Here is a 15,337-nt window from a genome sequence, read left to right as displayed (position 1 = left end):
CCGTCCCGGACGACAAGGAGACACGACCCATGACGGTGAAGACCTTCCGGCCCGAGGACCTCGAGCCCATCGAGCGCGCCAGCCAGGACGAGCTGCGCGCGCTGCAGCTGCAGCGCCTGAAGTGGACGCTGAAGCACGCCTACGAGAACGTGCCGCACTACAAGGCCGCGTTCGACGCCAAGGGCGTGCATCCCGACGACCTGAAGGACCTGTCCGACCTGCGCCTGTTCCCGTTCACGACCAAGAAGGACCTGCGCGACAACTATCCGTTCGGCCTGTTCGCCGTGCCGCGCGACCAGGTGGTGCGGGTGCATGCGTCCTCGGGCACGACCGGCAAGCCGACCGTGGTGGGCTACACGCGCAAGGACATCGACACCTGGGCCGACCTGGTCGCCCGTTCGCTGCGCGCGGCCGGCACGCGCCAGGGCGACATCGTCCACATCGCCTACGGCTACGGCCTGTTCACCGGCGGGCTGGGCGCGCATTACGGCGCCGAGCGGCTCGGCTGCACGGTGATCCCGATGTCGGGCGGACAGACCGAGAAGCAGGTCCAGCTGATCCAGGACTTCAAGCCCGACGTGATCATGGTCACGCCGAGCTACATGCAGGTGATCGTCGAGGAGTTCCTGCGCCAGGGCCTGGACCCGCGCGCGTCCTCGCTCAAGACCGGCGTCTTCGGCGCCGAGCCCTGGACCGAGGCGATGCGCCGCGAGATCGAGCTCAAGGCCGGCATCGACGCCGTCGACATCTACGGCCTGTCCGAGGTGATGGGCCCGGGCGTCGCCTCCGAGTGCATCGAGACCAAGGACGGCCCGGTGATCTGGGAGGACCACTTCTATCCCGAGATCATCGACCCCGAGACCGGCGAGGTGCTGCCCGAGGGCTCGGAGGGCGAGCTCGTCTTCACCTCGCTGAGCAAGGAAGCGCTGCCGGTGATCCGCTACCGCACCCGCGACCTGACGCGGCTGCTGGCGCCGACCGCGCGCAGCATGCGCCGCATGGGCAAGATCGTCGGCCGCAGCGACGACATGCTGATCATCCGCGGCGTCAACCTGTTCCCGACGCAGATCGAGGAACTGGTGCTCGCCGAGCCCGGGCTGTCGGGCCAGTACCAGATCGTCGTCAGCCGCGACGGCCACCTCGACGCGGTCGAGGTGCGCTGCGAGATGTCGGCCGCCGGCGGCGACGCGCAGGCGGCGGCGAAGTCGCTGCAGCACCGCATCAAGACGCTGATCGGCGTGTCCACCCGGGTGACCGTGGGCGCGCCCGATTCGATCGAACGCACCTTGGTCGGCAAGGCGCGCCGCGTCGTCGACCAACGACCCAAGACCCCCTGAGGAGAGCCTCCATGTACACGCAAGCCATGAGCGTCGGTCCGCAGGACCAGGCCGCCAAGCTGCAGACCGCCGAGGAACAGCAGCGCAACGCCGCCTTCGACGCCCGCATCGACGCCGGCGACTTCATCGAGGCCAAGGACTGGATGCCGGAGCACTACCGCAAGACGTTGGTGCGCCAGATCAGCCAGCACGCGCATTCCGAGATCGTCGGCATGCTGCCCGAGGGCAACTGGATCACGCGCGCGCCCACGCTCAAGCGCAAGGCGATCCTGCTGGCCAAGGTGCAGGACGAGGGCGGCCACGGGCTGTACCTGTACTCGGCGGCGGAGACGCTGGGCACCAGCCGCGACCAGATGCTGGACGCGCTGCACACCGGCAAGGCCAAGTACAGCTCGATCTTCAACTACCCGACGCTGACCTGGGCCGACATCGGCGTGGTGGGCTGGCTGGTCGACGGCGCGGCGATCATGAACCAGGTGCCGCTGTGCCGCTGCTCCTACGGGCCGTACGCCCGCGCGATGATCCGCATCTGCCGCGAGGAGTCCTTCCACCAGCGCCAGGGCTACGAGAGCCTGCTGGTCATGATGCGCGAGGGCACCGAGGCGCAGAAGGCGATGGTCCAGGACGCGGTGAACCGCTGGTGGTGGCCGTCGCTGATGATGTTCGGGCCGGCCGACAAGGACTCGCCGAACTCCGAGCAGTCGATGCGCTGGGGCATCAAGCGGCTGACCAACGACGAGCTGCGCCAGAAATTCGTCGACGCGACCGTGCCGCAGGCCGAGATCCTCGGCGTCACGCTGCCCGACCCCGACCTGAAGTGGAACGCCGAACGCGATCACCACGACTTCGGCCCGATCGACTGGACCGAGTTCTGGCGCGTCGTCGGCGGCAACGGCCCCTGCAACACCGAGCGCCTGGAGACGCGCGTGCGCGCCTGGGAGGAGGGCGCCTGGGTCCGCGACGCGGCGCTCGCCCACGCCCGCAAGCGCGCCACCGAGGCCAAGGCCGCCTGAGCGCGGCCGTCCGGCGCGCCCCCCGACACGTTCCACGCACACGCACCATGAGCATCAATCAAACGACCGGCGCCAACGAATGGCCCCTGTGGGAAGTCTTCGTCCGCAACAAGGCGGGCCTGGACCACAAGCATTGCGGCAGCCTGCACGCGCCCGACGCCGCGATGGCGGTCCAGATGGCGCGCGACGTCTACACCCGGCGCCAGGAAGGCGTGAGCATCTGGGTCGTGCCGTCGTCGGCGATCGTCGCGTCCGACCCGGGCGAGAAGTCGATGTACTTCGACCCGATGGAGGACAAGGTCTACCGTCACCCGACCTTCTACGAGCTGCCCGAGCAGCTCGACCACATGTGAGGACCGGACGATGACCGCCTCCGTCCAACCCAGTGCCCGCGCGGACGCGCAGTACCTGCTGCGCGTCGGCGACGCCTGCCTGGTGCTGTCGCACCGGATCTCGGAATGGATCGGCCATTCGCCGATCCTGGAAGAGGACCTCGCGCTGGGCAACATCGCGCTGGACCTGCTGGGCCAGTCGCGCGCGCTGCTGACGCGCGCTGGCCAGCTCGGCGCGGCCGCGGGCGGCGCGCCGCTCGACGAGGACCAGCTCGCCTACCTGCGCGAGGAACGCCACTACCTGAACCCGGTGCTGATGGAGCTGCCGCGCGGCGACTTCGCGTTCACGCAGGCCCGCAACCTGATCGCCGCCTGCTGGCTGCTGCCGATGTGGACGCGGCTGCAGGCCTCCAGCGACGCCGAGGTGGCCGCCATCGCCGCCAAGGCGGTCAAGGAAGTCCGCTACCACCAGCAGCACGCGGCCGAGTGGGTCGTGCGCCTGGGCGACGGCACCGATGAGTCGGCGCGGCGGATGACGGCGGCGCTCGCGCAGCTGTGGCCCTACGTCAACGAGCTGTTCACTTCCGACGCGGTCGACGCCGCGGCCGACGCCAGCGGCCTGGGCCCGGCCTGGGCCTCGCTCAAGCCCGAGTGGGACGCGGCGATGGACGAGGTGCTGGCCGAGGCGCGCCTGGCGCGTCCCAAGGACACGCCGCATGTCTACACCGGCGTGCGCGGCGTCCACAGCGAGCACATGGGCCACCTGCTGTCGACGATGCAGTCGCTGCAGCGCGCCTACCCCGGCGGGGTGTGGTGAACGGAGCATGCGCATGAGCGCCGCGCCCACGCCCTCGCCCACGCCCTCGCCAATGCCCTCGCCAATGCCCTCACACCTGGACTGGCTGGCCACGCTCGCGTCACCGCTGTCGGCCCCGGGGGCCCCGGCCGGTCCGCGCGCGGTCCCCTCGGACGCGGGCAGCGATCTCGGCTGCGGACGTCTGTCCGCGGCGTGGGAGGTGCTGTCGCAGGTGCTCGATCCCGAGGTGCCGGCGGTGTCGCTGGTGGAGCTCGGCATCGTGCGCGACCTGCTGGAGAGCGCCGACGGCCTGGAGGTCGTGCTGACGCCGACCTACTCCGGCTGCCCCGCGACCGAGGCGATCGAGCAGTCGGTGCGCGACGCGCTGGCGCGCTTCGGCACCGTCACCGTGACGATGCGGCGCGCGCCCGCCTGGACCACCGACTGGATCACCGACGAAGGCCGCGAGAAGCTGCGCCGCTACGGCATCGCGCCGCCCGGACCGGTCGAGGCGGGGCAGGGCGTGCCGATCCGCATCGTCCGCCGCCGCGAGGCCATCGCCTGCCCGCGCTGCGGCAGCGCGCACACCGAGCAGCTGTCCGCCTTCGGCTCGACCGCCTGCAAGTCGCTGTACCGCTGCCTCGCCTGCCGCGAGCCCTTCGAACACTTCAAGCCGATCTGAGCATCGGCGCCGACCTTCCCGAGCCATCGCCATGAGCCTGCACTTCCACCCGCTGCGCCTGCGCGCCAAGCACCAGGACACCGACGACGCCGTCGTGCTGTGCTTCGACGTGCCCGAGGCGCTGCGCGACACCTTCCGCTTCACCCAGGGCCAGTACCTGACGCTGCGCTCCGACGTCGGCGGCCAGGACCTGCGCCGCTCGTACTCGATCTGCGCCGGCGTCGACGACGGCGAGCTGCGCGTGGGCGTGCGCCAGGTCGACGGCGGCGCCTTCTCCACCTGGGTCCACCGCGAGCTCAAGACTGGCGACGAGGTCCAGGTCTTCCCGCCGCAGGGCCGCTTCCACGTGCCGCTGGACCCGGCCTCGGCCCGGCACTACGTCGGCATCGCGGCCGGCTCGGGCATCACGCCGATCCTGTCGATCATGAAGACGGTGCTGGCGCGCGAACCGATGAGCCGCTTCACGCTGATCTACGGCAACCGCCGGCCGGCGTCGACGATGTTCAAGGAAGAGCTCGAGGACCTGAAGAACCGCCACATGACGCGGCTGACGCTGCACCACGTGTTCTCGCGCGAGCATGTCGACGCGCCGCTGATGGCGGGCCGGCTGGACCAGGCCAAGCTGGACGCCTTCCTGGCCGGCCCGGTGCCGGCGGCCGGCATCGACCAGGTCTTCGTCTGCGGCCCGTTCGAGATGAACGAGCAGGCCGAGGCGGCCTTGCTCGCCGCCGGCGTGCCCGAGGAGCGCATCCACGTCGAGCGCTTCGGCACGCCGGAGATGCAGGCCGGCCGCCCGGCGCCGCACGAGATCCACGACGAGGACGCGGAGGCCGCCAAGGTGGTGGTGATCCGCGACGGCGTGTCGCGCGAGATCGAGTTCCGCAAGAGCGATCCCAGCCTGCTCGACGCCGCGGCGCGGGCCGGCATGGACGTGCCGTTCTCCTGCAAGTCGGGCGTGTGCTCGACCTGCCGCTGCAAGCTGATCGAGGGCGAGGTCCGGATGGATAAGAATTTCGCCCTCGAGAAACACGAGGTCGCGGCCGGATTCATCCTCAGCTGCCAGGCGCACGCCCTGACGCCGCGCGTCGTGATCTCCTTCGACGAACGCTGATTCACAAGGAAAAGAGATTCATGGCCCGAGGTCGAGCTCCAGGATTCGATGCCACCCGCGAGGAGATCCTCGCGCAGGCGGCCCGCCTGTTCGCCAACCAGGGTTACCCGGCGACCTCGATGAACCAGGTCGCCGAGGCCTGCGCGGTCAGCAAGCCCACGCTCTACCACTACGTCCGCGACAAGCATGAGCTGCTGGCGCAGATCTGCCAGAACCACCTGCAGCACCTGGTCGACCTGGTCGACGAGGTCAGCGCGCAGCGCCTGGCGCCGCAGGAGCACCTGCGCGGGCTGATCCACCGCTTCGTGCAGACCTACGGCGAGGCGCAGCACGAGCACCGCGTGCTGACCGAGGACCTGAAGTTCCTCGACGAGGAGCACCGCGAGCGGATGGTGGCCGTCGAGCGCCAGGTGGTGGGGCGCTTCGCCGACGCGGTGGCCGCGGTGCGGCCGGAGCTGCGCGGCGCCCACCTGCACAAGCCGCTGACCATGCTGCTGTTCGGCATGATCAACTGGACCTTCACCTGGATGCGGCCCGACGGCGCGTTGACCTACGAGGCCGTCGCGCCGATGGTGGCGGACCTGTTCTTCGGCGGCCTCGGCGCGGTGCGCACCGAGCTGACCCAGCCCGCCCCGCAGCACCCGCTCCCGCAAGCCTCATGAAGGTTTCGCGGGGGAGCATCGCCGTCGGCGATCGGGATCGGACGCCGACATCGTTCGAGCAGTGGCAGTCCCCCTTTTGACCTTGCGTTCCTGAAAACACATTCCCAAGGAGACAACATGAAACGCATCGAGAAGACCCTGCTGGCCGTGGCCGGCGCCGCGCTGATGGGCCTGGGCGGCGCCGCCCGCGCCGACATCAACGTGGGCGTGACGGTCTCGGCCACGGGGCCGGCCGCGTCGCTGGGCATCCCGGAGAAGAACACCTTCGCGCTGATGCCCAAGACGATCGCCGGCCAGAAGGTCAACTACATCGTGCTGGACGACGCGTCCGACACCACGACGGCGGTGGCCAACACCCGCAAGCTGATCACCGAGCACAAGGTCGACGTGGTCGTCGGGTCCACGGTGACGCCGAACTCGCTGGCGATGATCGACGCGGTGTCGGAGGCGCAGGTGCCGATGATCTCGATGGCGGCGTCGGCGCGCATCGTCGAGCCGATGGACGCCAAGAAGAAGTGGGTCTTCAAGACGCCGCAGAACGACATCATGATGGCGCTGGCCATCGCCAGCCACATGCAGGCGCAGGGCGTGAAGACGGTGGCCTACATCGGCTTCGCCGACGCGTACGGCGAGGGCTGGTACGGCGAGTTCAACAAGGTCGCCGCCAGCAAGGGCCTGAGCATCGTCGCCAACGAGCGCTACAACCGCACCGACACGTCGGTGACCGGCCAGGTGCTCAAGATCATGGCGGCCAAGCCCGACGCGGTGCTGGTGGGCGGCAGCGGCACGCCGGCGGCGCTGCCGCAGAAGACGCTCAAGGAGCGCGGCTACGCCGGCAAGTACTACCAGACGCATGGCGTGGCCAACAACGACTTCCTGCGCGTGGGCGGCAAGGACGTCGAGGGCACCTTCCTGCCCTCGGGCCCGGTGCTGGTCGTGGACCAGCTGCCGGCGGACCATCCGGCCAAGAAGAGCGCGCAGGCCTACGTGAGCGAGTACGAGAAGGCCTACGGCAAGGGCAGCGTGTCGACCTTCGGTGGCCACGCCTGGGACGCGGGCCTGCTGCTGCAGGCGGCGATCCCCAACGCGATCAAGAAGGCCCAGCCGGGCACGCCGCAGTTCCGCGCGGCGCTGCGCGACGCGCTCGAGGGCGTGAAGGAACTGCCCGCCGCGCACGGCGTGTTCACGATGTCGCCCAACGACCACCTCGGCCTGGATCAACGCGCCCGCGTCATGGTCAAGATCGAAGGCGGCACTTGGAAATTCCAGCCTTGAGTCTTTGATCCCGAGGGCGGGACACGCCAGTCCCGCCCTCGTTCATTTCAGAAGTTCGAAAGAGACATCCCATGAGCGCCACTCCTGTCCTTCAAAGCCTCATCGCCGGCCGCTGGATCGGCTCCACCGCCGCGCGCGGCCTGCACAGCGCCATCAACGGACGGCTGGTGGCGCAGACCCATGCGGAGGAACTCGACTTCGCCGAGAGCCTCGCCTTCGCCCGCCGCCAGGCGCTGCCCGCGATGCTGGCGCTCGACTTCCAGCAGCGCGCCGCCATCCTCAAGGCGCTCGCGACCTACCTGCAGGAACGCAAGGAAGCGCTCTACGCCGTCTCCGCCCACACCGGCGCGACCCGGCCCGATTCGTGGATCGACATCGAGGGCGGCTTCGGCACGCTGTTCGCCTACGCCTCGATGGGCCGTCGCGAACTGCCCTCCAGCAACATCGTCCATGAAGGCCCCGCCCAGGCGCTGGGCAAGGCCGGCCAGTTCATGGGCACCCACGTGCTGGTGCCCAAGCGCGGCGTCGCCGTGCACATCAACGCGTTCAACTTCCCGATGTGGGGGATGCTCGAGAAGTTCGCACCGAGCTTCCTCGCCGGCATGCCCTGCATCGTCAAGCCGGCCACCGCGACCAGCTACGTCGCCGAGGCCTGCGCCCGCATGATCGACGAGTCCGGCCTGCTGCCGCCCGGCGCGCTGCAGCTGGTCATCGGCGGTTCCGGCGACCTGCTCGACCGCCTGGAGGAGACCGACGTCGTCACCTTCACCGGCTCGGCCGACACCGCCGCCCAGCTGCGCGTGAACCCGAACCTGATCCGCCGCTCGGTGCCGTTCAACGCCGAGGCCGACAGCCTGAACTGCGCGATCCTGGCGCCGGACGTGGTGCCCGGCGATCCGGAATTCGATCTCTTCGTCAAGGAAGTGATGCGCGAGATGAGCGCCAAGGCCGGCCAGAAGTGCACGGCCATCCGGCGCGCGATCGTGCCGGCGGCGCAGGTCGACGCGGTCGCCGCGGCGCTGCGCGAGCGGCTCGCGAAGATCAAGATCGGCGACCCGGCCGTCGAGGGCGTGCGCATGGGCGCGCTGGCCTCCAAGGCGCAGCAGGCCGACGTGGCCGAGCGGCTGGCCCAGCTCGCCCAGGGCAACGAGGTCGTCTACGGCGAGCGCGACGGCTTCGCGCCGGTGGGCGAGGGCGTCGGCGACGGCGCCTTCTTCGCGCCGACGCTGCTGCTGTGCCGCGACGCGATGCGCAACGAGGCGGTCCACAACGTCGAGGCCTTCGGCCCGGTGTCGACGCTGATGACCTACGACGACTTCGACCAGGCGCTGGCGCTGGCCGCCAAGGGCCGCGGCAGCCTGGTGGGCTCGGTGATCACGAAGACGCCGGCGCTGGCCGCCGAGGCCGTCTATCACGCGGCCGCCTTCCACGGCCGGCTGCTGGTGCTGGACCGCGACGCGGCCGGCGAGTCGACCGGCCACGGCTCGCCGCTGCCGATGCTCAAGCACGGCGGCCCGGGCCGCGCGGGCGGCGGCGAGGAGCTCGGCGGCATCCGCGCCGTCAAGCACTACCTGCAGCGCTGCGCGGTGCAGGGCTCGCCGACGATGCTCACCGCGATCACCGGCGAGTACGTGCGCGGCGGCAAGGTCACCGAGGACGCCATCCATCCGTTCCGCAAGCACTTCGAGGAGATCCAGGTCGGCGACTCGCTGCTGACCCATCGCCGCACCGTGTCGGAAGCGGACATCGTCAACTTCGGCGGCATCAGCGGCGACTTCTTCTACATGCACTTCGACGAGGTCGCGGCCAAGGACACCCAGTTCGGGCAGCGCATCGCGCATGGCTACTTCGTGCTGTCGGCCGCCGCCGGCCTGTTCGTGTCGCCGGCGCCGGGCCCGGTGCTGGCCAACTACGGGCTGGACACGCTGCGCTTCGTCAATCCGGTGGCCATCGGCGACACCATCCAGGCGCGCCTGACCTGCAAGCGCCGCATCGACCGCGGCAACCGTCCCGACCAGCCGCCGCAAGGCGTCGTGGCCTGGGACGTCCAGGTCACCAACCAGCGCGGCGAGCTGGTGGCCAGCTACGACATCCTGACCCTGGTCGCGAAAAAGGCCGCGTGAGCGGCCTTCGGAGCGGATCGACCGCGGGCCCCTTCGGGCCGCGGTCGACGAACTGACGGGTCACTGCGACGCGGCGCTCGCGGCCTCCATCGGGCCGCTGGCGACCGCGTCCGGCACGCCCGCCGACGAGGCCGGCACGACCTCGGGCGAGGGCGCCGGCGCGGTGAGCGCCGGCGGCACATGCGCCCCGGCGGCCGGGCCGCTGACGCCCACGGCCGGCAGCAGCGGCACGATCAGCAGCGCCACGATGTTGATGATCTTGATCAGCGGGTTGACCGCCGGGCCGGCCGTGTCCTTGTAGGGATCGCCGACGGTGTCGCCGGTGACCGCGGCCTTGTGGGCATCGCTGCCCTTGCCGCCGTGGTGGCCGTCCTCGATGTACTTCTTGGCGTTGTCCCAGGCGCCGCCGCCGGTGCACATCGAGATCGCGACGAACAGCCCGGTGACGATCGTGCCCATCAGCAGCCCGCCCAGCGCGGCCGGGCCGAGCGCCAGGCCCACGACGATCGGCACGATCACCGGCAGCAGCGACGGCACGATCATTTCCTTGATCGCCGCGGCGGTCAGCATGTCCACCGCGCGGCCGTACTCGGGCTTGCCGGTGCCTTCCATGATCCCCTTGATGTCGCGGAACTGGCGGCGCACCTCCTCGACCACCGAGCCCGCGGCGCGGCCCACCGCCTCCATCGCCATCGCGCCGAACAGGTAGGGGATCAGCCCGCCGATGAACAGCCCGACGATGACCATGTGGTTGCTCAGGTCGAAGCTGACCTGCAGCCCGCGCGATTCCAGCGCGTGGGTGTAGTCGGCGAACAGCACCAGCGCGGCCAGGCCGGCCGAGCCGATCGCGTAGCCCTTGGTCACCGCCTTGGTCGTGTTGCCGACGGCGTCCAGCGGATCGGTGATGTCGCGCACCGACTCGGGCAGGTCGGCCATCTCGGCGATGCCGCCCGCGTTGTCGGTGATCGGCCCGTAGGCGTCCAGCGCCACGACGATGCCGGCCATGCTGAGCATCGCCGTGGCCGCGATCGCGATGCCGTACAGCCCCGCGAGCTTGAACGCGACCAGGATCGCGACGCAGACGAACAGCACCGGCCAGGCCGTCGAGCGCATCGACACGCCCAGGCCCGCGATGATGTTGGTGCCGTGGCCGGTGGTCGAGGCCTGCGCCACGTGCTGCACCGGCTTGTAGTCGGTGCCGGTGTAGTACTCGGTGATCCAGACCATCGCCGCGGTCAGCAGCAGGCCGACCAGGCAGGAGAAGAACAGCGCGTTGGCGCCGATCGTCTGGCCGCCGGGCAGCGTCAGGTCCTGCGGGAACAGCGCGCGGGTGATGAACCAGAAGGCGATCGCCGACAGCACGCCGGCGACGACCAGGCCCTTGTACAGCGCCGGCATCACGTTCTTCATGCCGGGGCTGGCCTTGACGAAGCCGCAGCCGATGATGGACGCGATGATCGACGCGCCGCCGAGCACCAGCGGGTACACCAGCGCCGCGATCGACATGCCGCCGAAGGTCAGCGCGCCCAGCGCCATCGTCGCGATCAGCGTGACGGCGTAGGTCTCGAACAGGTCGGCGGCCATGCCGGCGCAGTCGCCGACGTTGTCGCCGACGTTGTCGGCGATCACCGCCGGGTTGCGCGGGTCGTCCTCGGGGATGCCGGCCTCGACCTTGCCCACCAGGTCGGCGCCGACGTCGGCCCCCTTGGTGAAGATCCCGCCGCCCAGCCGCGCGAAGATCGAGATCAGCGACGAGCCGAAGGCCAGGCCCAGCAGCGGCTTGAGGGTCTCGCTGTCGGCATGGGTGCCGTTCTGGCTGATCCACATGAAGAACAGCCCGACGCCCAGCAGCCCGAGTCCGACCACCAGCATGCCGGTGATGGCGCCGCCCTTGAAGGCGACATTGAGCGCCGGGGCCATGCCTTGCGTGGCAGCCTGCGCGGTGCGCACGTTGGCGCGCACCGAGACGTTCATGCCGATGAAGCCGCAGGCGCCGGACAGCACCGCGCCGACGACGAAGCCCAGCGCGGTCTGCCAGGTCAGGAACACGGCGATCAGGATGGCCAGCGCGACGCCGGCGATCGCGATGGTGCGGTACTGCCGGGCCAGGTAGGCCGCGGCGCCTTGCTGGATCGCGCCGGCGATCTCCTGCATGCGGGGGTTGCCGGCATCCTGGCTCAGGATCCAGCTGCGTTGGATAAAGCCGTAGAGCACCGCCGCCAGCCCGCAGGCCAGCGCGAAGTACAGCGCCAAACTCGTCGACATGTGTGTGTCTCCTCTCGCTGATTCGCCATCCTGTGAAGACGTTCCATCCAGCGGGCGCCGGGCCTGCGCGCACGCAACAGCAACAGTCCGTCGGGCGATGCTAAGGCCGTGCCTATCGCACGGCATGAGCGTTTACCAGCGGATTCGAAGGCTTTGCAAGGCGGGTGTCAGGCGTTGCGGGGCGCCGCGAGAGGGAGGGGCAAGAACTGGCCCCGGGCATGGCGCCTGCCCCGGCGGCAGCCTTTACGCGTTCTTCATCCGCCGCGCCCGGCGCGGATCCGGCGCCTGCGCGGCGCTCGGCCCGGTGTAGCGGCCGCGCGGCCGGATCACCGAATCCACGTCGAGCTGCTCCATCGCATGCGCCAGCAGGCCGACGCTGCGCGCGATCGCGAAGACGGCGAAGCCCGCGTCGGCCGGCAGCCGGTAACGGGCGACCAGCGCGGCGAGCGCCACGTCCATGGACGGCGGCAGGCCGGTCAGCGCGACCACGCGCTCGATCAGCCGCGCGATCGCCGCCGGCGGCTTGAAGTCCGCCAGCAGCGCCGCGGCGCGCGGATCGCCGTCGGGATAGATGTGGTGGCCGAAGCCGGGGATCGGCATCGCCGCCGACAGGTAGCGGTCCACGACCGCGTCGGCGCCGTCGCGCTCGACCTCGTCGAACAGCGTGCGCACGCGGCCGGTCGCGTCGCCGTGCAGCGGGCCGGAGAAGGTCGCCAGTCCCGCCAGCAGGCAGGCCGGCAGCGACGCGCCGGTCGACGCCGTGATGCGCGCCGAGAACGCGGACGCGGTGATCTCATGGTCCGCGCCAAGCACCAGCGTCTTGCGCAGCAGCGTGGCCACCGCGCGCGACTGGCCCCAGCCGCGCGCCAGGCGCTCGTGCAGCGGCGAGCCGTCGTCGTCGGCGGCGCCGAATGCGCCGGCCAGCCGGCCCACGAGCGCCGACGCTTCCTCCACCAGCACGCGGGCGACGCGGCCGCGCGTCGAGTGGCCGGTCGCCGCGAGCGCCGCCAGCTCCGCGAAGGCGCGCGCGCGTCCGGCCGGGAGTGTCGCGACAAGGGCCAACGGCGCGGCGGCCGGCGTGCCTGCGGCGTTCGCCGCGGACGCCGTGATCGCCGTGATCGCGGGACGGGCCAGGCGCGGCGTCTCGGCGGCGTCCCACAGCAGCCGCGCGGTGTCCTCCAGCGTCGCGGTCGCGGCGAGTTCGACGACATCGACGCCGCGATAGAACGGCCGCCCGCCGGCGAAGGTCGAGATCGAGGTCGGCACGCTGGGCTCCGCGCCGAACAGCGTCGTCGCCGCGAGCGTCTCCCGCGTGCGTCCCGTTTCCTTGCGACGCCGCAGCGCGTTCACGTCCTCCGCGCGGTACAGGCTGCGGCGCGAGTCCTGCGGATTGGGGCCGACGCCGATGCGCCCGCGGCTCACGTACGCGTAGATCGTCTGCGCGCGCACGCCGAGTACCGCGCGCGCTTCGTCCAGGGTCATCCAGGTCGCCATCCGAGGGAGCTTTCGTCGGGGTTGGAGTCGTCAATGTAGTCGTCAACATGACACCCGTCCACGTCGATCACATCGAGGCCGGATGCCAGCAATCATCGTATCCATCGAGGACGGTTGATCTTGACGATCAATATTGACCGGTCATGGCGCCGCTGCCAGCATGAGCTCACGCGACATCGACGAGGGCCGACAGAGTCCCGCGACGCCGCGCCACCGTCCACCCTCGGAGACAACCGCATGAATCCCATCCGCCGCGCCGCCGCGCTGTCGTTGCTGAGTTCCGCCTGCCTCGTGTCCCTCGGCGCCTTCGCGCAGGGCGCGCCGGCCGCCTACCCGTCGCGGCCGATCACGATCGTCGTCGGCTCCAGCCCCGGCAGCACGACCGACGGCCTGGCCCGCGCCATCGGCACCGAGATCACCGCCGCGACCAAGGTGCCGGTGATCGTCGACAACAAGGCCGGCGCCAGCGGCGGCATCGCCGCGCAGTCCGTGGCGCGGGCCGCGGCCGACGGCTACACGCTGTTCATGACGACCAACACGACGCAGGCCGCCAACCCGCACCTGTTCCGCAAGCTGGCCTACGACCCGGTGAAGGACTTCGCGCCGGTCGGCGCGCTCGTCAAGGGCTACCTGCTGCTGGTCACGAATCCCCGCATCGCCGCGCGCAACGTCACCGAGCTCAGCGCGATCGCGAAGAAGCAGCAACTGACCTTCGGCGCCGGCAGTTCCTCGGCGCGCGTCGCGGCCGAGCTGTTCCAGCAGATGACGCGCACGCAGCTGACCTACGTCCCGTACAAGGCCAATCCGCAGGCGATGGTGGACCTGGTCGGCGGGCAGGTCGACCTGATGATCGTCGACCTCACGACCAGCCTGCCGCAGGTCAAGGCCGGCAAGCTCAAGGCGCTGGGCGTCAGCAGCCCGGCGCGCTCGCCGCTGGTGCCGGACCTGCCGACGATCGCCGAGGCCGGGCTGCCCGGCTACGAGATCAGTTACTGGAACGCCGTCTACGCCCCGGCCGGCACGCCGGCGGCGGTGGTGGACAGGATCAACGCGCTGATGCGCAAGGCCATGACCGCGGAGCCGGTCAAGCGCTTCGTCGAGCAGAACGGCATGGAGCCCTTCACCTCGACGCCGGCCGAGCTGGCCGCGTTCCAGGCCGCCGAGTACCAACGCTGGGGCGCCGTCATCAAGACGGCGGGCATCCAGCCGGAATGAGAGAGCACCCGATGAAACCGCACATCCTCCAACTGAACCCCATCCTCGTGCCGTCGATCAACGCGCGGCTGGACGAGCGCTACACGATGCACCGCCTGTACGAGCAGGCGGACCCCGACGCCTACCTGGCGGTTCACGGCGCGGCGATGCGCGGCGTGATCACCGGCGGGCACACGGGGATCTCCCGCTCGGTGATGGAGCGGCTCCCGGCGCTCGAGGTCGTCGCGGTGAACGGCGTCGGCACCGACGCGGTGGACCTCGCCTACGCCCGCGAGCGCGGGCTGCCGGTGACCGGCACCTTCGGCGCGCTGACCGAGGACGTGGCCGACATGGCGCTGGGCCTGCTGCTGGCCACCTGCCGCCAGCTGGCCTCGGTCGACCGCTTCGTGCGCGGCGGCCTGTGGCCCAAGTTCCCGCAGCCCGGCGCGATCCCGCTGGCGCGCCGCGTCAGCGGCATGCGCGTGGGCATCGTCGGGCTGGGGCGCGTGGGTCGCGCGGTGGCGGAGCGCCTCGGCGCCTTCGGCTGCCCGGTGCGCTACACCGACCTGAAGGCGATCCCCGGCGTGCCCTGGGCTTTCGAGGCCGACCTGGTCCAGCTCGCCCGCGACAGCGACGCGCTGATCGTCTGCGCCGCCGCGGACCAGGCCCGCGACCTGATCGACATGCCGGTGCTGGAGGCGCTGGGGCCGCGCGGCTTCCTGGTCAACGTCGCGCGCGGCCGGCTGGTGAAGGAGGCGGACCTGGTGAAGGCGCTGCAGGAACGGCGCATCGCCGGCGCGGGGCTGGATGTCTTCGCCGACGAGCCGCATGTCCCGCCGGCGCTGCTGGACATGGACCATGTGGTGCTGCAGGCGCACCGCGCCAGCGCGACCGAGGAGACCCGCGCCGCGATGGGCGAGATGGTGCTGGACAGCCTGGCGCAGGCGCTGGCCGGCGAGCGCCCCGCGCACAGCCTGACGACGTGACGATGAATCCCGCGCCGCGGGGGAGGGCGTCAGGGCCGGTTCAGGCGAGCCTCTAGAATCTCGGTCT

General features: G+C 70.7%; 13 protein-coding genes. 11 read left to right on the top strand and 2 right to left on the bottom strand.

Translation table 11 applies throughout. From position 1 onward, the window contains the following. Positions 1–29: 29 nt before the first annotated feature. From paaK to paaZ, 9 genes are all read left to right on the top strand, one after another. The gene (paaK, locus tag N5D62_RS07175) at positions 30–1,337 is read left to right on the top strand and encodes a phenylacetate--CoA ligase PaaK (RefSeq protein ID WP_279756976.1); all 1,308 of its coding nucleotides are present in this window, start codon (positions 30–32) and stop codon (positions 1,335–1,337) included. An 11-nt stretch (positions 1,338–1,348) separates the two neighbouring features. Continuing rightward, positions 1,349–2,350 (top strand): 1,2-phenylacetyl-CoA epoxidase subunit PaaA, encoded by a 1,002-nt coding sequence (gene paaA / locus N5D62_RS07170; protein WP_279756975.1) that lies wholly within the window; start codon positions 1,349–1,351, stop codon positions 2,348–2,350. 47 nt (positions 2,351–2,397) lie between these two features. After that, positions 2,398–2,703: a 1,2-phenylacetyl-CoA epoxidase subunit PaaB gene (paaB, locus tag N5D62_RS07165; RefSeq protein ID WP_279756974.1), complete on the top strand. Its 306-nt coding sequence runs from the start codon at positions 2,398–2,400 to the stop codon at positions 2,701–2,703. A gap of 10 nt (positions 2,704–2,713) precedes the next feature. Further along, positions 2,714–3,499 (top strand): 1,2-phenylacetyl-CoA epoxidase subunit PaaC, encoded by a 786-nt coding sequence (gene paaC, locus N5D62_RS07160; RefSeq protein WP_279756973.1) that lies wholly within the window; start codon positions 2,714–2,716, stop codon positions 3,497–3,499. A 64-nt stretch (positions 3,500–3,563) separates the two neighbouring features. Beyond that, complete coding sequence (gene paaD / locus N5D62_RS07155; protein WP_279756972.1) at positions 3,564–4,160, top strand: 1,2-phenylacetyl-CoA epoxidase subunit PaaD; 597 nt, start codon at positions 3,564–3,566, stop codon at positions 4,158–4,160. 31 nt (positions 4,161–4,191) lie between these two features. Next, positions 4,192–5,271, top strand: coding sequence for a 1,2-phenylacetyl-CoA epoxidase subunit PaaE (gene paaE / locus N5D62_RS07150; protein WP_279756971.1), 1,080 nt, complete (start codon positions 4,192–4,194; stop codon positions 5,269–5,271). Positions 5,272–5,291: 20 nt separating this feature from the next. Further along, complete coding sequence (locus N5D62_RS07145; protein WP_279756970.1) at positions 5,292–5,933, top strand: TetR/AcrR family transcriptional regulator; 642 nt, start codon at positions 5,292–5,294, stop codon at positions 5,931–5,933. Positions 5,934–6,050: 117 nt separating this feature from the next. Beyond that, complete coding sequence (locus N5D62_RS07140; protein WP_279756969.1) at positions 6,051–7,208, top strand: ABC transporter substrate-binding protein; 1,158 nt, start codon at positions 6,051–6,053, stop codon at positions 7,206–7,208. Between the two features lie 71 nt (positions 7,209–7,279). Continuing rightward, a complete protein-coding gene (gene paaZ / locus N5D62_RS07135) occupies positions 7,280–9,331 on the top strand; it encodes a phenylacetic acid degradation bifunctional protein PaaZ (protein ID WP_279756968.1) in 2,052 nt (683 codons plus the stop codon). A gap of 60 nt (positions 9,332–9,391) precedes the next feature. Here the strand turns inward: paaZ and N5D62_RS07130 are convergent, their stop codons facing one another. Both N5D62_RS07130 and N5D62_RS07125 read right to left on the bottom strand, forming a co-directional pair. After that, positions 9,392–11,596 (bottom strand): sodium-translocating pyrophosphatase, encoded by a 2,205-nt coding sequence (locus N5D62_RS07130; RefSeq protein ID WP_279756967.1) that lies wholly within the window; start codon positions 11,594–11,596, stop codon positions 9,392–9,394. Positions 11,597–11,839: 243 nt separating this feature from the next. After that, positions 11,840–13,090, bottom strand: coding sequence for a citrate synthase family protein (locus N5D62_RS07125; RefSeq protein WP_279756966.1), 1,251 nt, complete (start codon positions 13,088–13,090; stop codon positions 11,840–11,842). 237 nt (positions 13,091–13,327) lie between these two features. On the opposite strand from N5D62_RS07125, the gene N5D62_RS07120 reads away from it, so the two are divergent. Together N5D62_RS07120 and N5D62_RS07115 are read left to right on the top strand one after the other, a co-directional pair. After that, complete coding sequence (locus tag N5D62_RS07120; protein ID WP_279756964.1) at positions 13,328–14,305, top strand: tripartite tricarboxylate transporter substrate binding protein; 978 nt, start codon at positions 13,328–13,330, stop codon at positions 14,303–14,305. A gap of 11 nt (positions 14,306–14,316) precedes the next feature. Further along, positions 14,317–15,270 carry a 2-hydroxyacid dehydrogenase gene (locus N5D62_RS07115; RefSeq protein ID WP_279756963.1) on the top strand — a complete coding sequence of 318 codons (954 nt, stop codon included), beginning with the start codon at positions 14,317–14,319 and terminating at the stop codon, positions 15,268–15,270. The last annotated feature ends 67 nt before the right edge of the window (positions 15,271–15,337 follow it).

Origin of the sequence: Mitsuaria sp. GD03876, assembly GCF_029840635.1 — a bacterium.
Taxonomy (GTDB): domain Bacteria; phylum Pseudomonadota; class Gammaproteobacteria; order Burkholderiales; family Burkholderiaceae_C; genus Roseateles.
This window is presented reverse-complemented; position numbering and strand designations above follow the sequence as displayed.

Coding starts and splice junctions, on each gene's coding strand:
- paaK (WP_279756976.1), top strand. CDS start 30: ATGACGGTGAAGACCTTCCGGCCCGAGGACCTCGAGCCCATCGAGCGC.
- paaA (WP_279756975.1), top strand. CDS start 1,349: ATGTACACGCAAGCCATGAGCGTCGGTCCGCAGGACCAGGCCGCCAAG.
- paaB (WP_279756974.1), top strand. CDS start 2,398: ATGAGCATCAATCAAACGACCGGCGCCAACGAATGGCCCCTGTGGGAA.
- paaC (WP_279756973.1), top strand. CDS start 2,714: ATGACCGCCTCCGTCCAACCCAGTGCCCGCGCGGACGCGCAGTACCTG.
- paaD (WP_279756972.1), top strand. CDS start 3,564: ATGCCCTCACACCTGGACTGGCTGGCCACGCTCGCGTCACCGCTGTCG.
- paaE (WP_279756971.1), top strand. CDS start 4,192: ATGAGCCTGCACTTCCACCCGCTGCGCCTGCGCGCCAAGCACCAGGAC.
- N5D62_RS07145 (WP_279756970.1), top strand. CDS start 5,292: ATGGCCCGAGGTCGAGCTCCAGGATTCGATGCCACCCGCGAGGAGATC.
- N5D62_RS07140 (WP_279756969.1), top strand. CDS start 6,051: ATGAAACGCATCGAGAAGACCCTGCTGGCCGTGGCCGGCGCCGCGCTG.
- paaZ (WP_279756968.1), top strand. CDS start 7,280: ATGAGCGCCACTCCTGTCCTTCAAAGCCTCATCGCCGGCCGCTGGATC.
- N5D62_RS07130 (WP_279756967.1), bottom strand. CDS start 11,596: ATGTCGACGAGTTTGGCGCTGTACTTCGCGCTGGCCTGCGGGCTGGCG.
- N5D62_RS07125 (WP_279756966.1), bottom strand. CDS start 13,090: ATGGCGACCTGGATGACCCTGGACGAAGCGCGCGCGGTACTCGGCGTG.
- N5D62_RS07120 (WP_279756964.1), top strand. CDS start 13,328: ATGAATCCCATCCGCCGCGCCGCCGCGCTGTCGTTGCTGAGTTCCGCC.
- N5D62_RS07115 (WP_279756963.1), top strand. CDS start 14,317: ATGAAACCGCACATCCTCCAACTGAACCCCATCCTCGTGCCGTCGATC.